Here is a 14,413-nt window from a genome sequence, read left to right on the forward strand (position 1 = left end):
GGCAGCACTGACCGGGCCTGACGGCCGTCACGACAAGGAGTACCTGATGAAGCACATATCCCTGGGCGGGCTCGATGTCTCGCGCATCGGTCTGGGTGCCATGACCATGGCCGGCACCTACACCACCGGCGGCGGGCTCGACGACGCCGAGTCGATCCGTACCATCCACCGGGCGCTGGACCTCGGGGTCACCCACATCGACACCGCCGAGATCTACGGCCCCTTCCACAGCGAGGAACTCGTCGGCAAAGCCATCAAGGGCCGCCGTGACGACGTCGTCGTGGCGACCAAGTTCGGCCTCGTCTCCCACGCCGGTGACGACCCCGGCGTCATCGACAGCAGCCCCGGCAACGTGAAGACGGCGGTCGAGGGCTCACTCCTGCGGCTCGGCACCGACCACATCGACCTGTACTACCAGCACCGCGTCGACCCGAACACGCCCATCGAGGAAACGGTCGGTGCGCTGGCCGAACTGGTCGCCGAGGGCAAGGTGCGCCACATCGGACTCTCCGAGGCCGGCCCTGCCACGATCCGCCGGGCCCACGCCGTGCATCCGGTGGCCGCGCTGCAGACCGAATACTCCCTGTGGACCCGCGACGTCGAAGCCGAGATCCTCCCGCTGCTGCGCGAGCTCGGCATCGGATTCGTGCCCTACTCCCCGCTCGGCCACGGCCTGCTGACCGGGCAGATCCGCACCGTCGACGACTTCACCGACGACGACTGGCGCAAGACCAACCCGCGCTTCACCGGCGAGAACTTCCAGCGCAACCTGCGCATCGTCGACGAAGTCCAGGCCATCGGCGCCGAGATCGGAGCCACCCCCGCCCAGACCGCCCTGGCGTGGCTGCTGACCCGCGGCGACGACATCGCCCCCATCCCCGGAACCCGCCGCGTCACCCGCGTCGAGGAGAACACCGCCGCCGACGGTGTGGAACTCAGCGCCGCTCAGCAGGACCGCCTCAACAACCTCACACCCGCCGCCGGCGAACGCCACAACGAGGCCAACATGGCCAGCATCGACCGCTGACCGCTGACCGCTGACCGCTGACCGCTGACTGCTGACCGCTGTTCCCGGATCAACCAGCGCTCCACCCGTCACACCGACCACCCACGTCCATTCACCTCTCCCTGATCACTGAAAAGGTCTTCTCACCATGTCCAAGGTTCTCCTTGTCGTAGGCCACCCCGACCTGTCCCAGTCGAAGGCCAACGCGGCGCTCGTGGACGCCGTCCGCGACCTGGCCCATGTCACCGTGCACGACCTCTACGCCACCTACCCCGACTTCCGGATCGACGTCGCCGCGGAACAGGCGCTGCTGGCCGAGCACGATGTGATCGTCTTCCAGCACCCGGTGTTCTGGTACAACACCACCCCGCTGTTCAAGCACTGGCAGGACACGGTCCTCACCCTCGGCTGGGCCTTCACCATCGACGGATCCGCCTCGCAGCTGGCCGGCAAGAAGGCCGTCATCGCCGTCACCACCGGCGTACCCGCCGACCACTACACCCCCGAAGGCTCGAACCAGGCCACCATCGAGACCCTCCTCAACAGCTGGCACGCCACCCTGCGGCTGTGCCAGTTCGACATCCAGCAGCCGATGGTCAAGGTGCACGGCACCGCCTTCGGCCTCTCCGACGAAGACCTGGCCACCACCGCCAAGCAGTACAACGAACTGCTTGCCTCCTACGCCGCCTGACGCGGTGGCGCTGGGGGTTCTTCCGTCGTCAGCCGGCCGAAAGAAGCGTCAGCGGGGCTTCAGGCCGTGGAGCAGGTGGTGGACCAGGGTGTCCACACCTGCCAGGGCTGCCTCCGGGGTCAGCATGCCGCCGGCGATGAAGGCGGCCATGCCGTGGAGGGTGGCGCCTGTGACCAGGTTCAGGTCCGCGGGGTCGCCCGCGATGATCTCGCCGCGTTTCTGGGCGTCCGAGATGACCTGGACGAGGCCGCCCACCGTCCGTTCGACGGCTGCGGCCATCTGTTCCGAGGCGTCGGGGTCGTGCTTGCGGGCGTACATCAGTTCCAGCAGCTCGGCGTTGTCGACGGCGAAGCGGAGATAGGCCCGGGCGAGGGCGGTGAGCCGGGGTTCGATGGGGAGTGCCGGGGCGTCGGCGGCGTCCAGGGCCTGGCTCAGCCGCTCGTACCCGGCCAGCGCCAGTGCGTTGAGCAGGGCCTGCTTGTCCTTGAAGTGCCGGCCGGGCGCGGCGTGGCTCACGCCGACCTCGCGGGCGAGCTCGCGGAGCGACAGGGAACCGACACCCTTCTCACGCAGGGTGCGTTCTGCGGCTGCGAGCAGGGCGGCGCGCAGATCTCCGTGGTGGTAGGGGCGGCTCTCGGGCATGGGGGACATCATAACTCGATGTAGGCAGCGCCAGCATAGTTGTCGATGCCATCATTGTTGTCATTGACATCATTGTTGGCGACGCCTACATTCGAAGCATGGCTGAGAAGACGAAGAACAACGCATGGGACGCGACCCGCATCCCCGACCTCACCGGCCGCACGGCGGTCATCACCGGCGCCAACAGCGGCATCGGCCTCACCGCGGCGGACGCGCTGGCGCGTGCGGGCGCCCACGTGGTCTTCGCCGTACGGGACCTGGAGCGCGGGCGGGCAGCGGCGGCGACGGTGAGCGGCAGCACGGAGGTACGGCGTCTGGACCTGGCGGACCTGTCCTCGGTACGGGAGTTCGCGGACGCCTGGGACGCCCGACCGCTGGACCTGCTGATCAACAACGCCGGCGTGATGATGCTGCCGAAGCAGCAGACGGCGGACGGCTTCGAAATGCAGTTCGGCACCAACCATCTGGGCCACTTCGCGCTGACCAACCTGCTCCTGCCGCACATCACCGACCGGGTGGTGACGGTGGCCTCCGGCGCCCACCGCTGGGCCGACGGGCGGATCCGCTTCGAGGACCTGAACTGGAGCTCCGACTACGACCCGCGGCGCGCGTACGCCCAGTCGAAGCTGGCCAACCTCCTCTTCACGCTGGAACTCCAGCGCCGCCTGACGGCCTCCGGCTCCCCGGTCCGCGCCCTCGCCGCCCACCCCGGCTATGCGGCGACCAACCTGCAGAGCCATGCCGCGAGTCCGGTGATGAAGGCGTTCATGCAGGTCGGCAACAGGTTCTTCGCCCAGGACGACAAGGCGGGCACCCTGCCGACGCTGTACGCCGCGACACAGGACCTGCCCGGCGCGAGCTACGTCGGTCCTGACGGGCGGGGCGAGATGCGGGGCGCCCCGACGCTGGTCGGACGGTCTGCGGCGGCGAGCGATACGGCGGTGGCGCGGCGGTTGTGGACGGTGTCCGAGGAGCTGACGGGCGTGAGCTGGCCGGTGGAGCACCCGGCCACCGGACGCTAGTACCAACGCCCTGCAGGCCGTGCAGTGGGAAGCCACTGGGTCGTCGTCCGCGAGAACAGCGAGGGCGAGTACGCGGGCCTCGGCGGCCGCAACTTCTCCGGACGCGGACCCGGCGGTGAAGTCGCCGTCCAGTCGGCCCTGTTCACCGAGGTCGGCTGCGAACGCATCATGCGGTTCGCCTTCGACCTGGCCCGGACCCGGGTCCACAAGAAGGTCTCCTCCGTCACCAAGAGCAACGCCCAGCAGTACGGCATGGTCCTGTGGGACGACGTCTTCAAGCGCGTCGCCGCCGACTACCCGGACGTCGAGACCGAGAGCGTGCTCGTGGACGCGATGTCGGCGAAGTTCGTACTCAAGCCGGAGGACCTCTCGGTCGTCGTGGCCTCCAACCTCAACGCCGACATCCTCTCCGACCTCGGCAGCGCCCTGGCGGGCAGCCTGGGCCTGGCGGCCAGCGCCAACCTCAACCCCGAGCGCCGCTTCCCCGGCATGTTCGAGCCGGTCCACGGCTCCGCCCCGGACATCGCCGGCCAGGGCCTGGCCAATCCGATCGGGGCGGTCGGCAGCGCCGCGCTGATGCTGGAGCACTTCGGCCTGCCCGACCAGGCCGCCCGCCTGGACAAGGCGATCGAGGCCACGACCGCCGCGGGCATCCTCACCCGCGACGTCGGCGGAACGGCCACGACGGAGGATGTCGTCAAGGCCCTGATCGACGCGCTCAACGCCTGACTGACGGTCCGCAAGTGAGCCCCTCTCCGCCGCGCGGCCAGGGCTGTTGGGGGCGGCGGGGCCGAGATCGCCGCTGCCCGCCGGGACAACGGTCCCGAGGCGGCCCTCGCCCTCATCGGCGCCGAACCCCGTACGCCGATCTGCAACCCGCCGACAGCCGTTCGGCCGACGTCAAGGAGTGGGAGCGTGCGTCACCAGCTGATTCCGGCCGCCACCGGCAGGTGGTCGCTGCCGGTGGCCGGCAGTACCCACGCGCTCTCCGGCCGCACACCGCGGACCAGGATCTGGTCGATCCGCGCCACCGGGAACTCCGCCGGCCAGCTGAAGCCGAAGCCGTCCCCGGCCGCGTCCTGGACCGGGTGCAGCTGCGAGGTGAGGCCGGTGAACGCGCGGTCGTCCATGGTGCCGTTCAGGTCGCCGAGCAGCACCACCCGCTTGTTCTGTTCGGCGGCGACGGCTTTTCCGAGCGCCTGCGCGTTCCTGTCCCGCGAGTCCGTCCAGAAGCCCGCCCTGGGATTCACACGTACGGATCCCAGGTGGGCCACATACACCGCCAGCGGGCCGTGGTCCGTGGCCACCGTGGTGCGCAGCGCCCTGTTGTAGGCCAACTTGACCTCGGCCGGCTTGGTGTCCCCCAGCGGCCCGGCGTCCTGCGCGATGTCGACCGGCCGGGTGTCCGACAGCGGCAGCTTGCTCCACAGCCCGACCGTGCCCTGGACCGTGTGGTGCGGGTACGCCTTCGCCAACTCCTTCTCGTACGTGCCCCGGGCCTGCGGGGTCAGCTCCTCCAGTGCCAGCACGTCCGCACCGGAGGCGGCCAGTTCGCGGGCGGTGCCGGCCGGGTCGGGGTTGTCGGCGCCGACGTTGTGGCTGACCACGGTGAGGCCGCCGCCCGGGTGGGACTTGTCGCTGAGCAGCCCGCCGAAGAGGTTCAGCCACACGGTCACCGGCAACAGGAGCGCGGCCACCGCGGAGGCGGAGCGGCGCCACAGCGCCCCGGCCAGCAGCACCGGAACGAACAGGCCGAACCATGGCAGGAGCGTCTCCACCAGGCTGCCGAGGTTCCCGATCCGGTTCGGGATCTTCGCGTGCAGCAGCATGAGCAGGCCGAGCAGCAGCGCCAGGGTCGCGAGCAGCGGGCCGCGCTTCCAGGGTTCCGGCCGGGAGACGACGCGGATCGCCCGGCGGATGCCCGCGCGCCAGATACCGGAACCGGCGTCCCGGCGGTCCGTATCGCCCTGTCCGGTCGCCGCCGTGTCCACCTGGGTCATCGCCGGTCCTCGCTCGCTGCCGATCACTGCTGCATCCTCGGGTCCTGGGTGGGGTCGGCGTACAAACGCGGGCAGCCATGGTCGATCGCATGGGTGCGCAGTTCGTAGTGCCAGGGTTCGTTCCGGTAGATCCGGCACAGCCCGTACTCGGCACCGTGCTCGGACAGCCACGCCGTCGCATCGGAGCGCCCGATGTCGACCGCGTCCCCTGACACGTGCGGGGACGTCTCCGCGGTCGTCACCCAGCGGGCGGCCTCGTCTTCGGAGCCGTACTTGGCAACGGCCTCGCGCAGAAGTTGATTCTGGTATTCCGGGGAACGCCAGCCGCTGTTGACCAAGAACTCGACTCCGTTGTCCGCGGCGGCAGTTGCCGCCTGACGGAGGGCATCGAGCAGACCTGGATCGAGGTTGGCCACCGCCGGAATCGCGTCGTCGAAGACCGTCACGCCGTCGGGGACGACACCGTCGGCCTCGCCGAGCGCGCCAGGGTGCTCCAGGTGAAAGGAGTTCAGGGGTGAGGCGGCCGAGGGGGATGAGCCGGACGAGGACTTCGCCACCTGGTGGCCGAGGGCTGCGGCGATCACTGCCAGGACGGCCAACAGGGCGGCTACCAGGACGACCGGGAGGGCAACTGGCAGGCCGACGACACGGAGCCGGCGAATCCGGCGGGTCGGTGTTCGTGCTGATGGTGGAGTTCGAGCCATACCGCCAGTCAAGGCAGCGCGGTGTTGCCGGCACGTATCCGGTTTTCGATATGCCGGCGATACGCGGCGGCTCGTAGCCTCGGAGCATGCGTGTGCTGATCGTCGAGGACGAGCCCTATCTGGCGGAAGCCATCCGCGACGGACTGCGCCTGGAAGCGATCGCGGCCGACATCGCGGGCGACGGTGACACCGCTCTGGCAGCACTGAGCGTCAACGCCTACGACATCGCCGTCCTCGACCGCGACATCCCCGGACCGTCCGGTGACGAGATCGCCGAACACATCGTCGCCTCCGGCAGCGGCATGCCGATCCTGATGCTCACCGCGGCCGACCGTCTCGACGACAAGGCCACCGGGTTCGGACTCGGCGCCGACGACTACCTCACGAAGCCGTTCGACCTGCAGGAGCTCGTACTCAGACTCAGAGCACTCGACCGCAGGCGCGCCCACCACAGGCCGCCCGTGCAGGAGACCGCGGGCCTGCGGCTGGATCCGTTCCGCCGCGAGGTCTACCGGGACGGCCGCTATGTCGCGCTGACCCGGAAGCAGTTCGCCGTGCTGGAAGTCCTCGTCGCCGCCGGAGGCGGTGTCGTCAGCGCCGAAGAGCTCCTGGAGCGGGCGTGGGACGAGAACGCCGACCCGTTCACCAACGCCGTACGCATCACTGTCTCGGCACTGCGTAAACGCCTCGGCGAACCCTGGATCATCGCCACCGTGTCAGGCGTCGGCTACCGCATCGACACGCAACCAGAGGCCGGACACGAGGCCGGCCACGGGGCCGGATACGAGGGCGGAGACCGTGGATAGGGCACCCGGGTTGAGCGTTCGCCTCAAACTCACCCTCAGCTATGCCGGATTCCTCATGCTTGCCGGCGGCCTGCTGCTCGCCGCGGTGTGGGTGTTCCTCCTCCGCTATGTCCCCGACCGCGCGATGCTCATCAACCCCGACGACAGACCCGGGAACGGTGTCTTTCCCGTCCGGTCCGCACTCCTGGACGTCTTCGCTCCGAGGGCGGCCGCAGTACTGGCGTTCCTGCTGGTCTTCGGCCTCGTGGGAGGGTGGATCCTCGCCGGCCGGATGCTCGCCCCGCTGACCCGCATCGCCGACGCGAGCCGCCTGGCCTCGACCGGATCGCTCTCGCACCGGATCCGGCTGCCGGGCCGCAACGACGAGTTCCGTGAGCTCGCCGACGTCTTCGACGGCATGCTGGAGCGGCTCGAAGCGCACGTCGCCGAACAGCGGAGATTCGCCGCCGACGCCTCCCACGAGTTGCGCACCCCGTTGGCGATCTCGCAGGCACTTCTCGACGTGGCCCGCACCGATCCGAACCGCGACACCGGTGAAATCATCGACCGCCTCCACGCCGTCAACGCCCGGGCGATCGACCTCACCGAAGCACTGCTCCTGCTCAGCCGCGCCAACCAGCGGTCCTTCACCCGAGAACACGTCGACCTGTCTCTCCTGGCGGAAGAAGCCACCGAAACACTCCTCCCCCTCGCGGAAAAGCGCGGCATCACCATCGAGACGTCCGGCGACATCACCCCCACCGCGGGATCGCCGGCGCTTCTGCTGCAACTGACCACGAACCTCGTGCACAACGCGATCGTCCACAACCTGCCCGAACAGGGCACCGTGTGGGTGAGTACCGACGTCGGCACCGGCGTCCGCCCCGACACCGTGGTACTCACTGTCGAAAACACCGGCGAGAAGCTCACCCCCCAGCTCACCTCGAAACTCACCGAACCGTTCCGCCGCGGCACCGAACGCGTACACACCGACCACACCGGCGTCGGCCTCGGCCTGGCCATCGTCAAAACCATCACTCACGCCCACGACGGAACCCTCACCCTCACCCCGCGCCCTGCCGGCGGGCTCCGCATCACCGTGGAACTGCCCGCGATGTCGCGTACGACCGGGGCCGCGGCGCTTTGAGGCGCCTGGCAGGAGTCCGTCGGGCGTTCGTGGACATGGCCTCCGGCCGCTCGGGCGAAGTGGCGCTGAATGGGGCTCCTGCGGTCAGGGGGTGAGCTGCTGGTTCCCTATGACGGAGAGCAGTTCGAGCTTGCTGTGGCTTTCCGTGCCGGGGCGGGTGGTCAGTACCACCAGGGTCTGGGCGCGGTTCTCGGTGAACAGGACCTGGCCGTCGACCTCGATACGGCCGAGCTCGGGATGGAGAACGGTCTTGCTCTCGTCGTAGTGCTGGGCGACTTCCTGCAATTCCCACAGACTGGCGAACTCGGGGCTGTTTTTCTGGAGTTCGGCGAGGATCCGGGTGGCTCGGGGGGTGTCGCTGCCGGTTGTCAGCGCGGCCCGCAGGCGGGCCGCCTGGGCGCGGCCGTGGCGTTCGTGGTCCTCCTCGGGGTAGATCAGGCGTTCGGCGGGGTCCATGAACCAGCGGTAGTAGGCGCTGCGGACCAGGCCGGAGTGACGGGTCTGGTCGCCGAGCAGCGCGATGGCGAGCGGGTTCATGGCCAGGGTGTCGGCCATGTCGGTCAGCACCAGGGCCGGGGAGTCGTCCAGGCGGTCCAGGACCCGCAACAGGGTCGGACCGACATGCTCGGCGCGGTGGAAGCGGGCCGGGGCGTTGTGGCCGACGAGGGCGAAGAGGTGGTCGCGTTCGTCCAGCGTCAGCCGCAGCGCGCGGGCGAGGGCGGCGGCGATCTGGACGGAGGGCTGGGGGCCGCGCTGCTGTTCCAGGCGGGCGTAGTAGTCGGTGGACATGCCGGCGAGCTGCGCGACCTCCTCGCGGCGCAGCCCCTGCGTACGCCTGCGAGGCCCCTCGACCATCCCGACGTCGTGGGGGCGCAGGCTGTCGCGCCGCCGACGCAGGAATTCAGCCAGCTCCTTCTTGTCCATGCCCTCCATCATGACCACTCCCCGTTTGCCCAGCCAGGGACCGCCGATCCCTGGACAAGCCGTCCTCTCCCGCCCCCGCGAAGGCGCTCCTACGGTCGAGGCTGCGGGCGCTCACCGGCCCGCCGTACCGAAGGAACAAGACCCCCATGAAGATGACTGGCAACACGATCCTGATCACCGGCGGGACCTCGGGCATCGGCCTCGGTCTGGCCCTGCGTCTGCACGAGGCCGGCAACAAGGTGATCGTCGCCGGCCGGCGCAAGGAACTCCTCGACGAGATCACGGCCGGGCACCCGGGCATCGACGCCCTCGTCCTCGATGTCGCGGACCCCGACTCGATCGCCCGGGCCCGCGAGACCGTGGCGGCGAGCCACCCGGGGCTGAACGTCCTGGTCAACAACGCCGGCATCATGCAGCGGGAGAACCTCCTCGACCCGGCCGAACTCGCGGTCGCCGAGGATCACATCACGGTCAACCTGCTCGGCACGATCCGGATGACGTACGCCTTCCTGCCGCTACTGCTGGGCAAGGACGACGCGGTGGTCATGAACGTCTCCTCCGCGCTGGCGTTCGTCCCGCTGCCGATCACCCCGACCTACAGCGCGACCAAGGCCGCGCTGCACTCCTTCAGCGAGAGCCTGCGCGTGCAGCTCGCAGACAGGGGCGTCCAGGTGATCGAGGTGGCCCCGCCGGCCGTACGGACGACCCTGCTGGGCCAGCAGGACGACGAGAACTCCATGCCCCTGGAGGACTTCCTCGACGAGACCCTGACCCTGCTGAGCAACCGGCCCGACGCCAGGGAAATCGTCGTGGAGCGCGCCAGGTTCACGCGCGAGGCGGAGGCGAAGGGCACGTACGACGACGTCCTGGCCATGCTCGCAGCGATCTGAGCCTGTCGGCGACGTACAGAGACGTCATGGATTCCGTCACAGGCCGTACGAGGTGCCGAAGAACTGGTCGATCTCCCGGCGGCCCGGGGCCGGTCGGGACAGGGTCTCGGAGCCGGGGGCGCGCAGCCCGTCGAGGAGTACGCCGAGGTGCCGGTCGGCCAGGTCCGCCGCGGCGCTGCCGTCCTCCCCGTCGGGCAGGCGCGGCGGGATCGAGTTGAGCATCAGGACGATGTCGAAGGCGTTCACGTCGTCGCGCAGGGCTCCCGCACGCTGGGTCCGTGTCACCAGATCCTCCAGAGCGGCCAGCAGCTGTGTGCGGACACCGGCGAGCTCGGGGCCCGGTTCTGTGGCGCGGCCCCGGGACACGGGGAAGAGCTGGCTGCTGCGCAGGCGTGTCGTGTGGCGCATCACCCGGGTGAAGGCGGCCCACGTGGCCGGTTCCTCGGCCAGGGCGCGCAGTACCTCGGCCAGGCTCTCCCGCATCACCTTGATCGCGATGCGTTCCACCAGGACGGTCTTGTTCGGGAAGTGCCGGTAGATGGTGCCCATGCCCAGGCCGGAGCGCCGGGCGACCTCCGCGATCGACGCCTGGTAGCCGAGGTCGGCGAAGACGTCCTGGGCGACCTGGAGGATCTGCTCGACGTTCTGGCGGGCGTCGGCGCGCAGCGGACGTTCGTCAGGGGCTGTTGATCGGCTCATGTGCTCCCGATGTTAGCCTCTGTACACGTAACCGGAAATTGGTTTTCCGGTTACGTGTACAGCCCTGAGGAGGCCTCCATGACCCTGTCGGCAGACGCCCACCCCCACACCGACTTCCCCTCCGACGTCCGCGGCGCCGTACTGCGGCCCGGCGACGACCGGTACGACGCGGCCCGAGCCCTGTATCAGGGGCGCGCCGCCGACGAAGGCCCCGCGCTGATCGCGCAGTGCGCCGACGAGGACGACGTCGCGGCCGTCCTGCGCTACGCCTCCGCCCACGGCATCCCGGTGGCTGTTCGCGGCGGAGGGCACGGGTCCGACGGTTACGCGATGCCAGGCGGCGCCCTGGTCGTCGACCTCTCGGCGCTGAAGGCGGTCACCGTCGACCCCGAGACCCGCGTGGTGCGGGCCCAACCAGGCGTACTGCTCGGCGAGTTGGACGCCGCCGCCCAGCAGTACGGCCTCGCCGTGCCCGCCGGGACGGTCAGCAGCACCGGCGTCGCCGGACTGACCCTGGGCGGCGGCATCGGCCACCTGATGCGCCGCTTCGGCGCCACCGTCGACAACCTGCTGGCCTGCGAGATGGTCACCGTGGACGGCCGTAGGGTCCGCGCCGACAAGACCGAGAACCCCGAGCTGTTCTGGGCGCTGCGTGGCGGCGGCGGCAACTTCGGGGTCGTCACCGCGTTCGAGTACCGCGCGCACCCGGTGGGCCCCGACGTTGTCGCCGGGCAGCTGATCTTCCCGTTCGACCAGGCCGCCGACGTACTGGCCGGGCTCCCCGCGCTCATGGCCACCGCGCCCCGCGAGCTGGGCCTGCTGGCCGCGATCGCCCCCGCCCCTGCCCTGCCGACGCTGCCGCCGGAGGCGCACGGGAAGCCGGTGCTGGTCCTCGTCCCCGTCTACAGTGGGGATCCCGCGACCGCCGGCGAGGTCATCGGGCCGCTCGCCGCGCTCGGCAGGCCGGTGGCCGACCTGGTCGCGACGGTGCCGTGGCTGACGGCGAACAGCATGCTCGACGCCGTCGCCCCCTACGGCAAGCGCATGAACCTGCGCGGCGGATATCTGCCGGCCCTGTCCGCCGACGCCGTCGGCACCCTGCTGCGCCATGCCGCCACGGCGCCGTCGAACCCCGGCGCGACCACCGTCATCAACCTGTGGTGCATGGGCGGCGCGATCTCCGAGGATGTCGCGGAGGACGCCACGGCCTTCTCCCGTGAGGGAGCCGCCTGGCTGTGGGAAGCCGTCAGCATGTGGGACGCCCCCGAGCACGACCCGGCGTACGAACAGTCGGCGAAGCACATCACCGAGGCGATGCGGTCCCACGCACTGGACACCGGCTACACCAACCTCACCGACGACCTGGGCGAGGCGTGGCGGCGCGGAGTCCACGGCAGCGAGGCCAAGTACCGGCGGCTGCGCGAGGTCAAGACAGCCTGGGACCCGCGCAACCTCCTGCGTCACAACAAGAACATCAGCCCCGAGAACACCGAGAACATTGAGAACGCCTGGAACACCGGGAGCTATGCGGAGTCGGCGTCGGGGCCGGGATCCGGATCCGGGGCCGTGGTCTCGGGGGCGGGGGACTCCTCGGCCGTCGATGCCGTCGATGCCGTCGCTGCCGACGTCGTCTGAACGGGCGTCGTTCGCGCGGCAGTTGACTGTGCTGTCGGTGTCGCGGTGCGTTGTGCGGTCTCCAGGGCGTGCAGGCGGCGTTTGATGTCCCGCAGCTCGGTGAGGAGGGTGTCGGGGCGATTGATCCTGGTCATCAGGTGCTCCTGTTTCCTGGTGTGACGGTCAGCTGGACCTGTTCCTCACCCGCGTCGTTGCCCGGGGTGACCTCGATGCCCGTGATCCGTACGTCGAACTGGGTGCCCTCAGGGAAGAACGCGTCCTTGATGACGACCGTGGCGTCGTCGCCGACCTGGTAGGAGCCGAGTACGGGTTCGAGGTCGGCGCGCACCGTCAGTTCGGGCAGGACGACGGGGGCCGAGACGGCGGCGAGGGCCGAGCGGGCCTGGGACAGCAGCAGGGCCGGGTCGGTGAGGTGGACGTAGGAGACCTCGGTCTCGGTCAGGGGGCGTCCGGTGGTGCGGTCCTCGGCGATGGCGACGAGTTGGCCGCTCTCGCCCTCGCCCTGCTCACCGAGGGCGAAGACCCGGCTCGCGGTGGAGGCGCCGTCGACCGGCCAGGTGTAGCCGATCAGGTTGGCCCCGTACTCCCACACGTGAGGCGTGCCCTGCTGGCCGAGGCGGGGTGTGCCGACGCGCAGCCTGCGCACGGGGCGGCCGTCCGAGCCGTACGTCATGTCCAGGAGGAAGTCCGGGCCGTGTTCGAGGCTGGCCAGCTCGCGCAGCGCCTCGCCGGTGCTCTTGAGGCCACTGCCGGAGTAGACGACGGTGCGGGGGATACCGGAGACGGTGGTGGCTTCCGGACGTACCCGGATGTCGCCGCCCGGGTGGGCCTGCGCGATGGCGACGAGTTCGCGGGCGATGTCCGACTGGTCGCGGTCGGTGAAGGGGACGTCGGCGGAGGCGAGGTCGGCGGTGGCCGGGTCGAAGTCGGCGGGCAGGACGCGGCGGTGGTCGAAGTAGGAGAGGAAGCCCGCCGCCGCGATCTCCAAGTGCTGGTCCGCGGACGTGTACTTGACGGTCCAGACGACTCCGCCCCAGACGAGTACGCCGTCCCGCTCGACGTACAGGGCGGCGCGTCCGGGTTCGGTGATCTCCCGGGGGTGATGGACCGTCACCCGCGGGTCACCCAGGGGGAGTCGGCCGCGGAACTCGCCGGCCTCGTTGAGCTCGGTGCTGAACGTGACGTCGTACAACGGGAGTTCGTCGGTGATGGCGCCGGTGGTGAGGTCGGCGGTGTAGTAGGTGTAGCGGGTCGCCGTGCGGGTCACTATCCCACCAGCCAGGTGGTGTTGAGGTAGACCAACTGGGTGGCCGGGAGCGGGGATTCCTGCGGATACAACGCCACGCTGCCGTCGGGGCGGAGCATGAGTTCGAGGCCCCGCGTCGTGCCGCCGATCGCCGTGTACCAGTGGTGTCGTACCGCTGGGCGGAAGCCGGCCGGGAGGTTGATGAGGGCGGTGCCGTTGGCCGTCAGGGCGAGGGTGGACTGGAGGGCGCCGCGCAGGTGGACGGTGGCGCCGACCCGGCGTACGGCCGGTGTCTCGGCGTTGTACACGGTCCAGTTGGGGAGAAGGGGGAGGTTGGTCCAGCCGGTGTCGTCGTTGACCGCACGCCAGCCCGCCGTGCTGTCGTACCGCTCCAGATGGTTGGTGTCCGAGCGGTGGATGTACATGCCGGTGTACGGGTACGTGGGCCGGCCGCCCTCGCCCCAGACCCGGAGGATGCCGCCCGCGGCCGTGGTCCAGGGGCGCAGGTCCTCGATGTTGGCGTTGGCGATGGACGTGGCGCTCTTCGGGACCTTGACGCGTGCGAGCGGGATGCAGTCGCCGGTCAGCGCGGGGTCGATCGGGACGGCGGCCTCGTCCCCCTTGACGAGTTCGACGGTCATGGCGGTGGTGGCGTCGCCGTACTGCGTGTCGCGCTGCCGGGCGACGATCAGGTCCTGGCGGGGGTTGAGCGTACTGGCGGGGTGGGTGCCGAGTACGTCGATGGTCTTCTGCTGGTCGAGCGTGACGAGGTAGGCGCCCGTCGCGGTGGCCCTCGTCCCCTGGATCACGCCCTGGAAGGGGCTGACGGTGACCTTTCCGGAGACGGTGGCCGTGGCCTGCACCTTGCCGGGGTCGCCGGTGGCGGGCTTGATACCGCTGCGGGCCTGGATCTGCCCGGCGCCGGGGGCGGCGAACACGCCCGTGGCGAGGCGGGCGTCCTCGGCGTCGAGGACGCCGCCGGATATCCAGGCGGAGTCGCGTTCCGGTGTGGGCGTGCTCAT

15 protein-coding genes are annotated in these 14,413 nt (G+C 70.1%); 8 read left to right on the forward strand and 7 right to left on the reverse strand.

Annotation, left to right across the window (positions count from 1 at the left end; translation table 11 throughout):
• Nucleotides 1-46: 46 nt before the first annotated feature.
• Both ACH4TV_RS17690 and ACH4TV_RS17695 read left to right on the forward strand, forming a co-directional pair.
• The gene (locus ACH4TV_RS17690) at nt 47-1,027 is read left to right on the forward strand and encodes an aldo/keto reductase (protein ID WP_398398971.1); all 981 of its coding nucleotides are present in this window, start codon (nt 47-49) and stop codon (nt 1,025-1,027) included.
• A 127-nt stretch (nt 1,028-1,154) separates the two neighbouring features.
• The gene (locus ACH4TV_RS17695) at nt 1,155-1,697 is read left to right on the forward strand and encodes an NAD(P)H-dependent oxidoreductase (RefSeq protein WP_398398972.1); all 543 of its coding nucleotides are present in this window, start codon (nt 1,155-1,157) and stop codon (nt 1,695-1,697) included.
• 48 nt (nt 1,698-1,745) lie between these two features.
• On the opposite strand, the gene ACH4TV_RS17700 is transcribed toward ACH4TV_RS17695, so the two are convergent.
• Nucleotides 1,746-2,348, reverse strand: coding sequence for a WHG domain-containing protein (locus tag ACH4TV_RS17700; protein ID WP_398399753.1), 603 nt, complete (start codon nt 2,346-2,348; stop codon nt 1,746-1,748).
• A gap of 89 nt (nt 2,349-2,437) precedes the next feature.
• On the opposite strand from ACH4TV_RS17700, the gene ACH4TV_RS17705 reads away from it, so the two are divergent.
• Together ACH4TV_RS17705 and ACH4TV_RS17710 are read left to right on the forward strand one after the other, a co-directional pair.
• The gene (locus ACH4TV_RS17705) at nt 2,438-3,361 is read left to right on the forward strand and encodes an oxidoreductase (RefSeq protein WP_398398974.1); all 924 of its coding nucleotides are present in this window, start codon (nt 2,438-2,440) and stop codon (nt 3,359-3,361) included.
• A gap of 24 nt (nt 3,362-3,385) precedes the next feature.
• Nucleotides 3,386-4,090 carry an isocitrate/isopropylmalate dehydrogenase family protein gene (locus ACH4TV_RS17710; RefSeq protein WP_398398976.1) on the forward strand — a complete coding sequence of 235 codons (705 nt, stop codon included), beginning with the start codon at nt 3,386-3,388 and terminating at the stop codon, nt 4,088-4,090.
• Between the two features lie 191 nt (nt 4,091-4,281).
• On the opposite strand, the gene ACH4TV_RS17715 is transcribed toward ACH4TV_RS17710, so the two are convergent.
• Entirely contained in the window at nt 4,282-5,361 is a 1,080-nt protein-coding gene (locus tag ACH4TV_RS17715; RefSeq protein WP_398398978.1) for an endonuclease/exonuclease/phosphatase family protein, read from the reverse strand.
• A gap of 23 nt (nt 5,362-5,384) precedes the next feature.
• Nucleotides 5,385-6,065, reverse strand: coding sequence for a M15 family metallopeptidase (locus tag ACH4TV_RS17720; RefSeq protein WP_398398980.1), 681 nt, complete (start codon nt 6,063-6,065; stop codon nt 5,385-5,387).
• An 86-nt stretch (nt 6,066-6,151) separates the two neighbouring features.
• Here ACH4TV_RS17720 and ACH4TV_RS17725 point away from each other — a divergent pair, with 86 nt between their 5' ends.
• Entirely contained in the window at nt 6,152-6,871 is a 720-nt protein-coding gene (locus ACH4TV_RS17725) for a response regulator transcription factor (protein ID WP_398398982.1), read from the forward strand.
• Nucleotides 6,864-7,997 carry a sensor histidine kinase gene (locus ACH4TV_RS17730; protein WP_398398983.1) on the forward strand — a complete coding sequence of 378 codons (1,134 nt, stop codon included), beginning with the start codon at nt 6,864-6,866 and terminating at the stop codon, nt 7,995-7,997. The genes ACH4TV_RS17725 and ACH4TV_RS17730 overlap by 8 nt, the downstream gene beginning before the upstream one ends.
• Before the next feature lie 84 nt (nt 7,998-8,081).
• Here the strand turns inward: ACH4TV_RS17730 and ACH4TV_RS17735 are convergent, their stop codons facing one another.
• Nucleotides 8,082-8,921, reverse strand: a complete 840-nt coding sequence (locus ACH4TV_RS17735) for a helix-turn-helix transcriptional regulator (RefSeq protein WP_398399755.1) — start codon at nt 8,919-8,921, stop codon at nt 8,082-8,084.
• A 146-nt stretch (nt 8,922-9,067) separates the two neighbouring features.
• Between ACH4TV_RS17735 and ACH4TV_RS17740 the strand changes: the two genes are divergently transcribed.
• The gene (locus ACH4TV_RS17740; RefSeq protein ID WP_398398985.1) at nt 9,068-9,811 is read left to right on the forward strand and encodes an SDR family oxidoreductase; all 744 of its coding nucleotides are present in this window, start codon (nt 9,068-9,070) and stop codon (nt 9,809-9,811) included.
• Between the two features lie 36 nt (nt 9,812-9,847).
• Here the strand turns inward: ACH4TV_RS17740 and ACH4TV_RS17745 are convergent, their stop codons facing one another.
• Nucleotides 9,848-10,510 carry a TetR/AcrR family transcriptional regulator gene (locus ACH4TV_RS17745; RefSeq protein WP_398398987.1) on the reverse strand — a complete coding sequence of 221 codons (663 nt, stop codon included), beginning with the start codon at nt 10,508-10,510 and terminating at the stop codon, nt 9,848-9,850.
• A gap of 78 nt (nt 10,511-10,588) precedes the next feature.
• On the opposite strand from ACH4TV_RS17745, the gene ACH4TV_RS17750 reads away from it, so the two are divergent.
• The gene (locus ACH4TV_RS17750; protein WP_398398989.1) at nt 10,589-12,145 is read left to right on the forward strand and encodes an FAD-binding oxidoreductase; all 1,557 of its coding nucleotides are present in this window, start codon (nt 10,589-10,591) and stop codon (nt 12,143-12,145) included.
• 133 nt (nt 12,146-12,278) lie between these two features.
• On the opposite strand, the gene ACH4TV_RS17755 is transcribed toward ACH4TV_RS17750, so the two are convergent.
• Both ACH4TV_RS17755 and ACH4TV_RS17760 read right to left on the reverse strand, forming a co-directional pair.
• Nucleotides 12,279-13,412, reverse strand: coding sequence for a hypothetical protein (locus ACH4TV_RS17755; RefSeq protein ID WP_398398991.1), 1,134 nt, complete (start codon nt 13,410-13,412; stop codon nt 12,279-12,281).
• Complete coding sequence (locus ACH4TV_RS17760) at nt 13,412-14,413, reverse strand: hypothetical protein (RefSeq protein ID WP_398398993.1); 1,002 nt, start codon at nt 14,411-14,413, stop codon at nt 13,412-13,414. Before ACH4TV_RS17760 ends, ACH4TV_RS17755 begins: the two co-directional genes overlap by 1 nt.

Source organism: Streptomyces sp. NPDC020898 (assembly GCF_044333925.1).
In the GTDB taxonomy this organism is placed as follows: Bacteria; Actinomycetota; Actinomycetes; order Streptomycetales; family Streptomycetaceae; genus Streptomyces.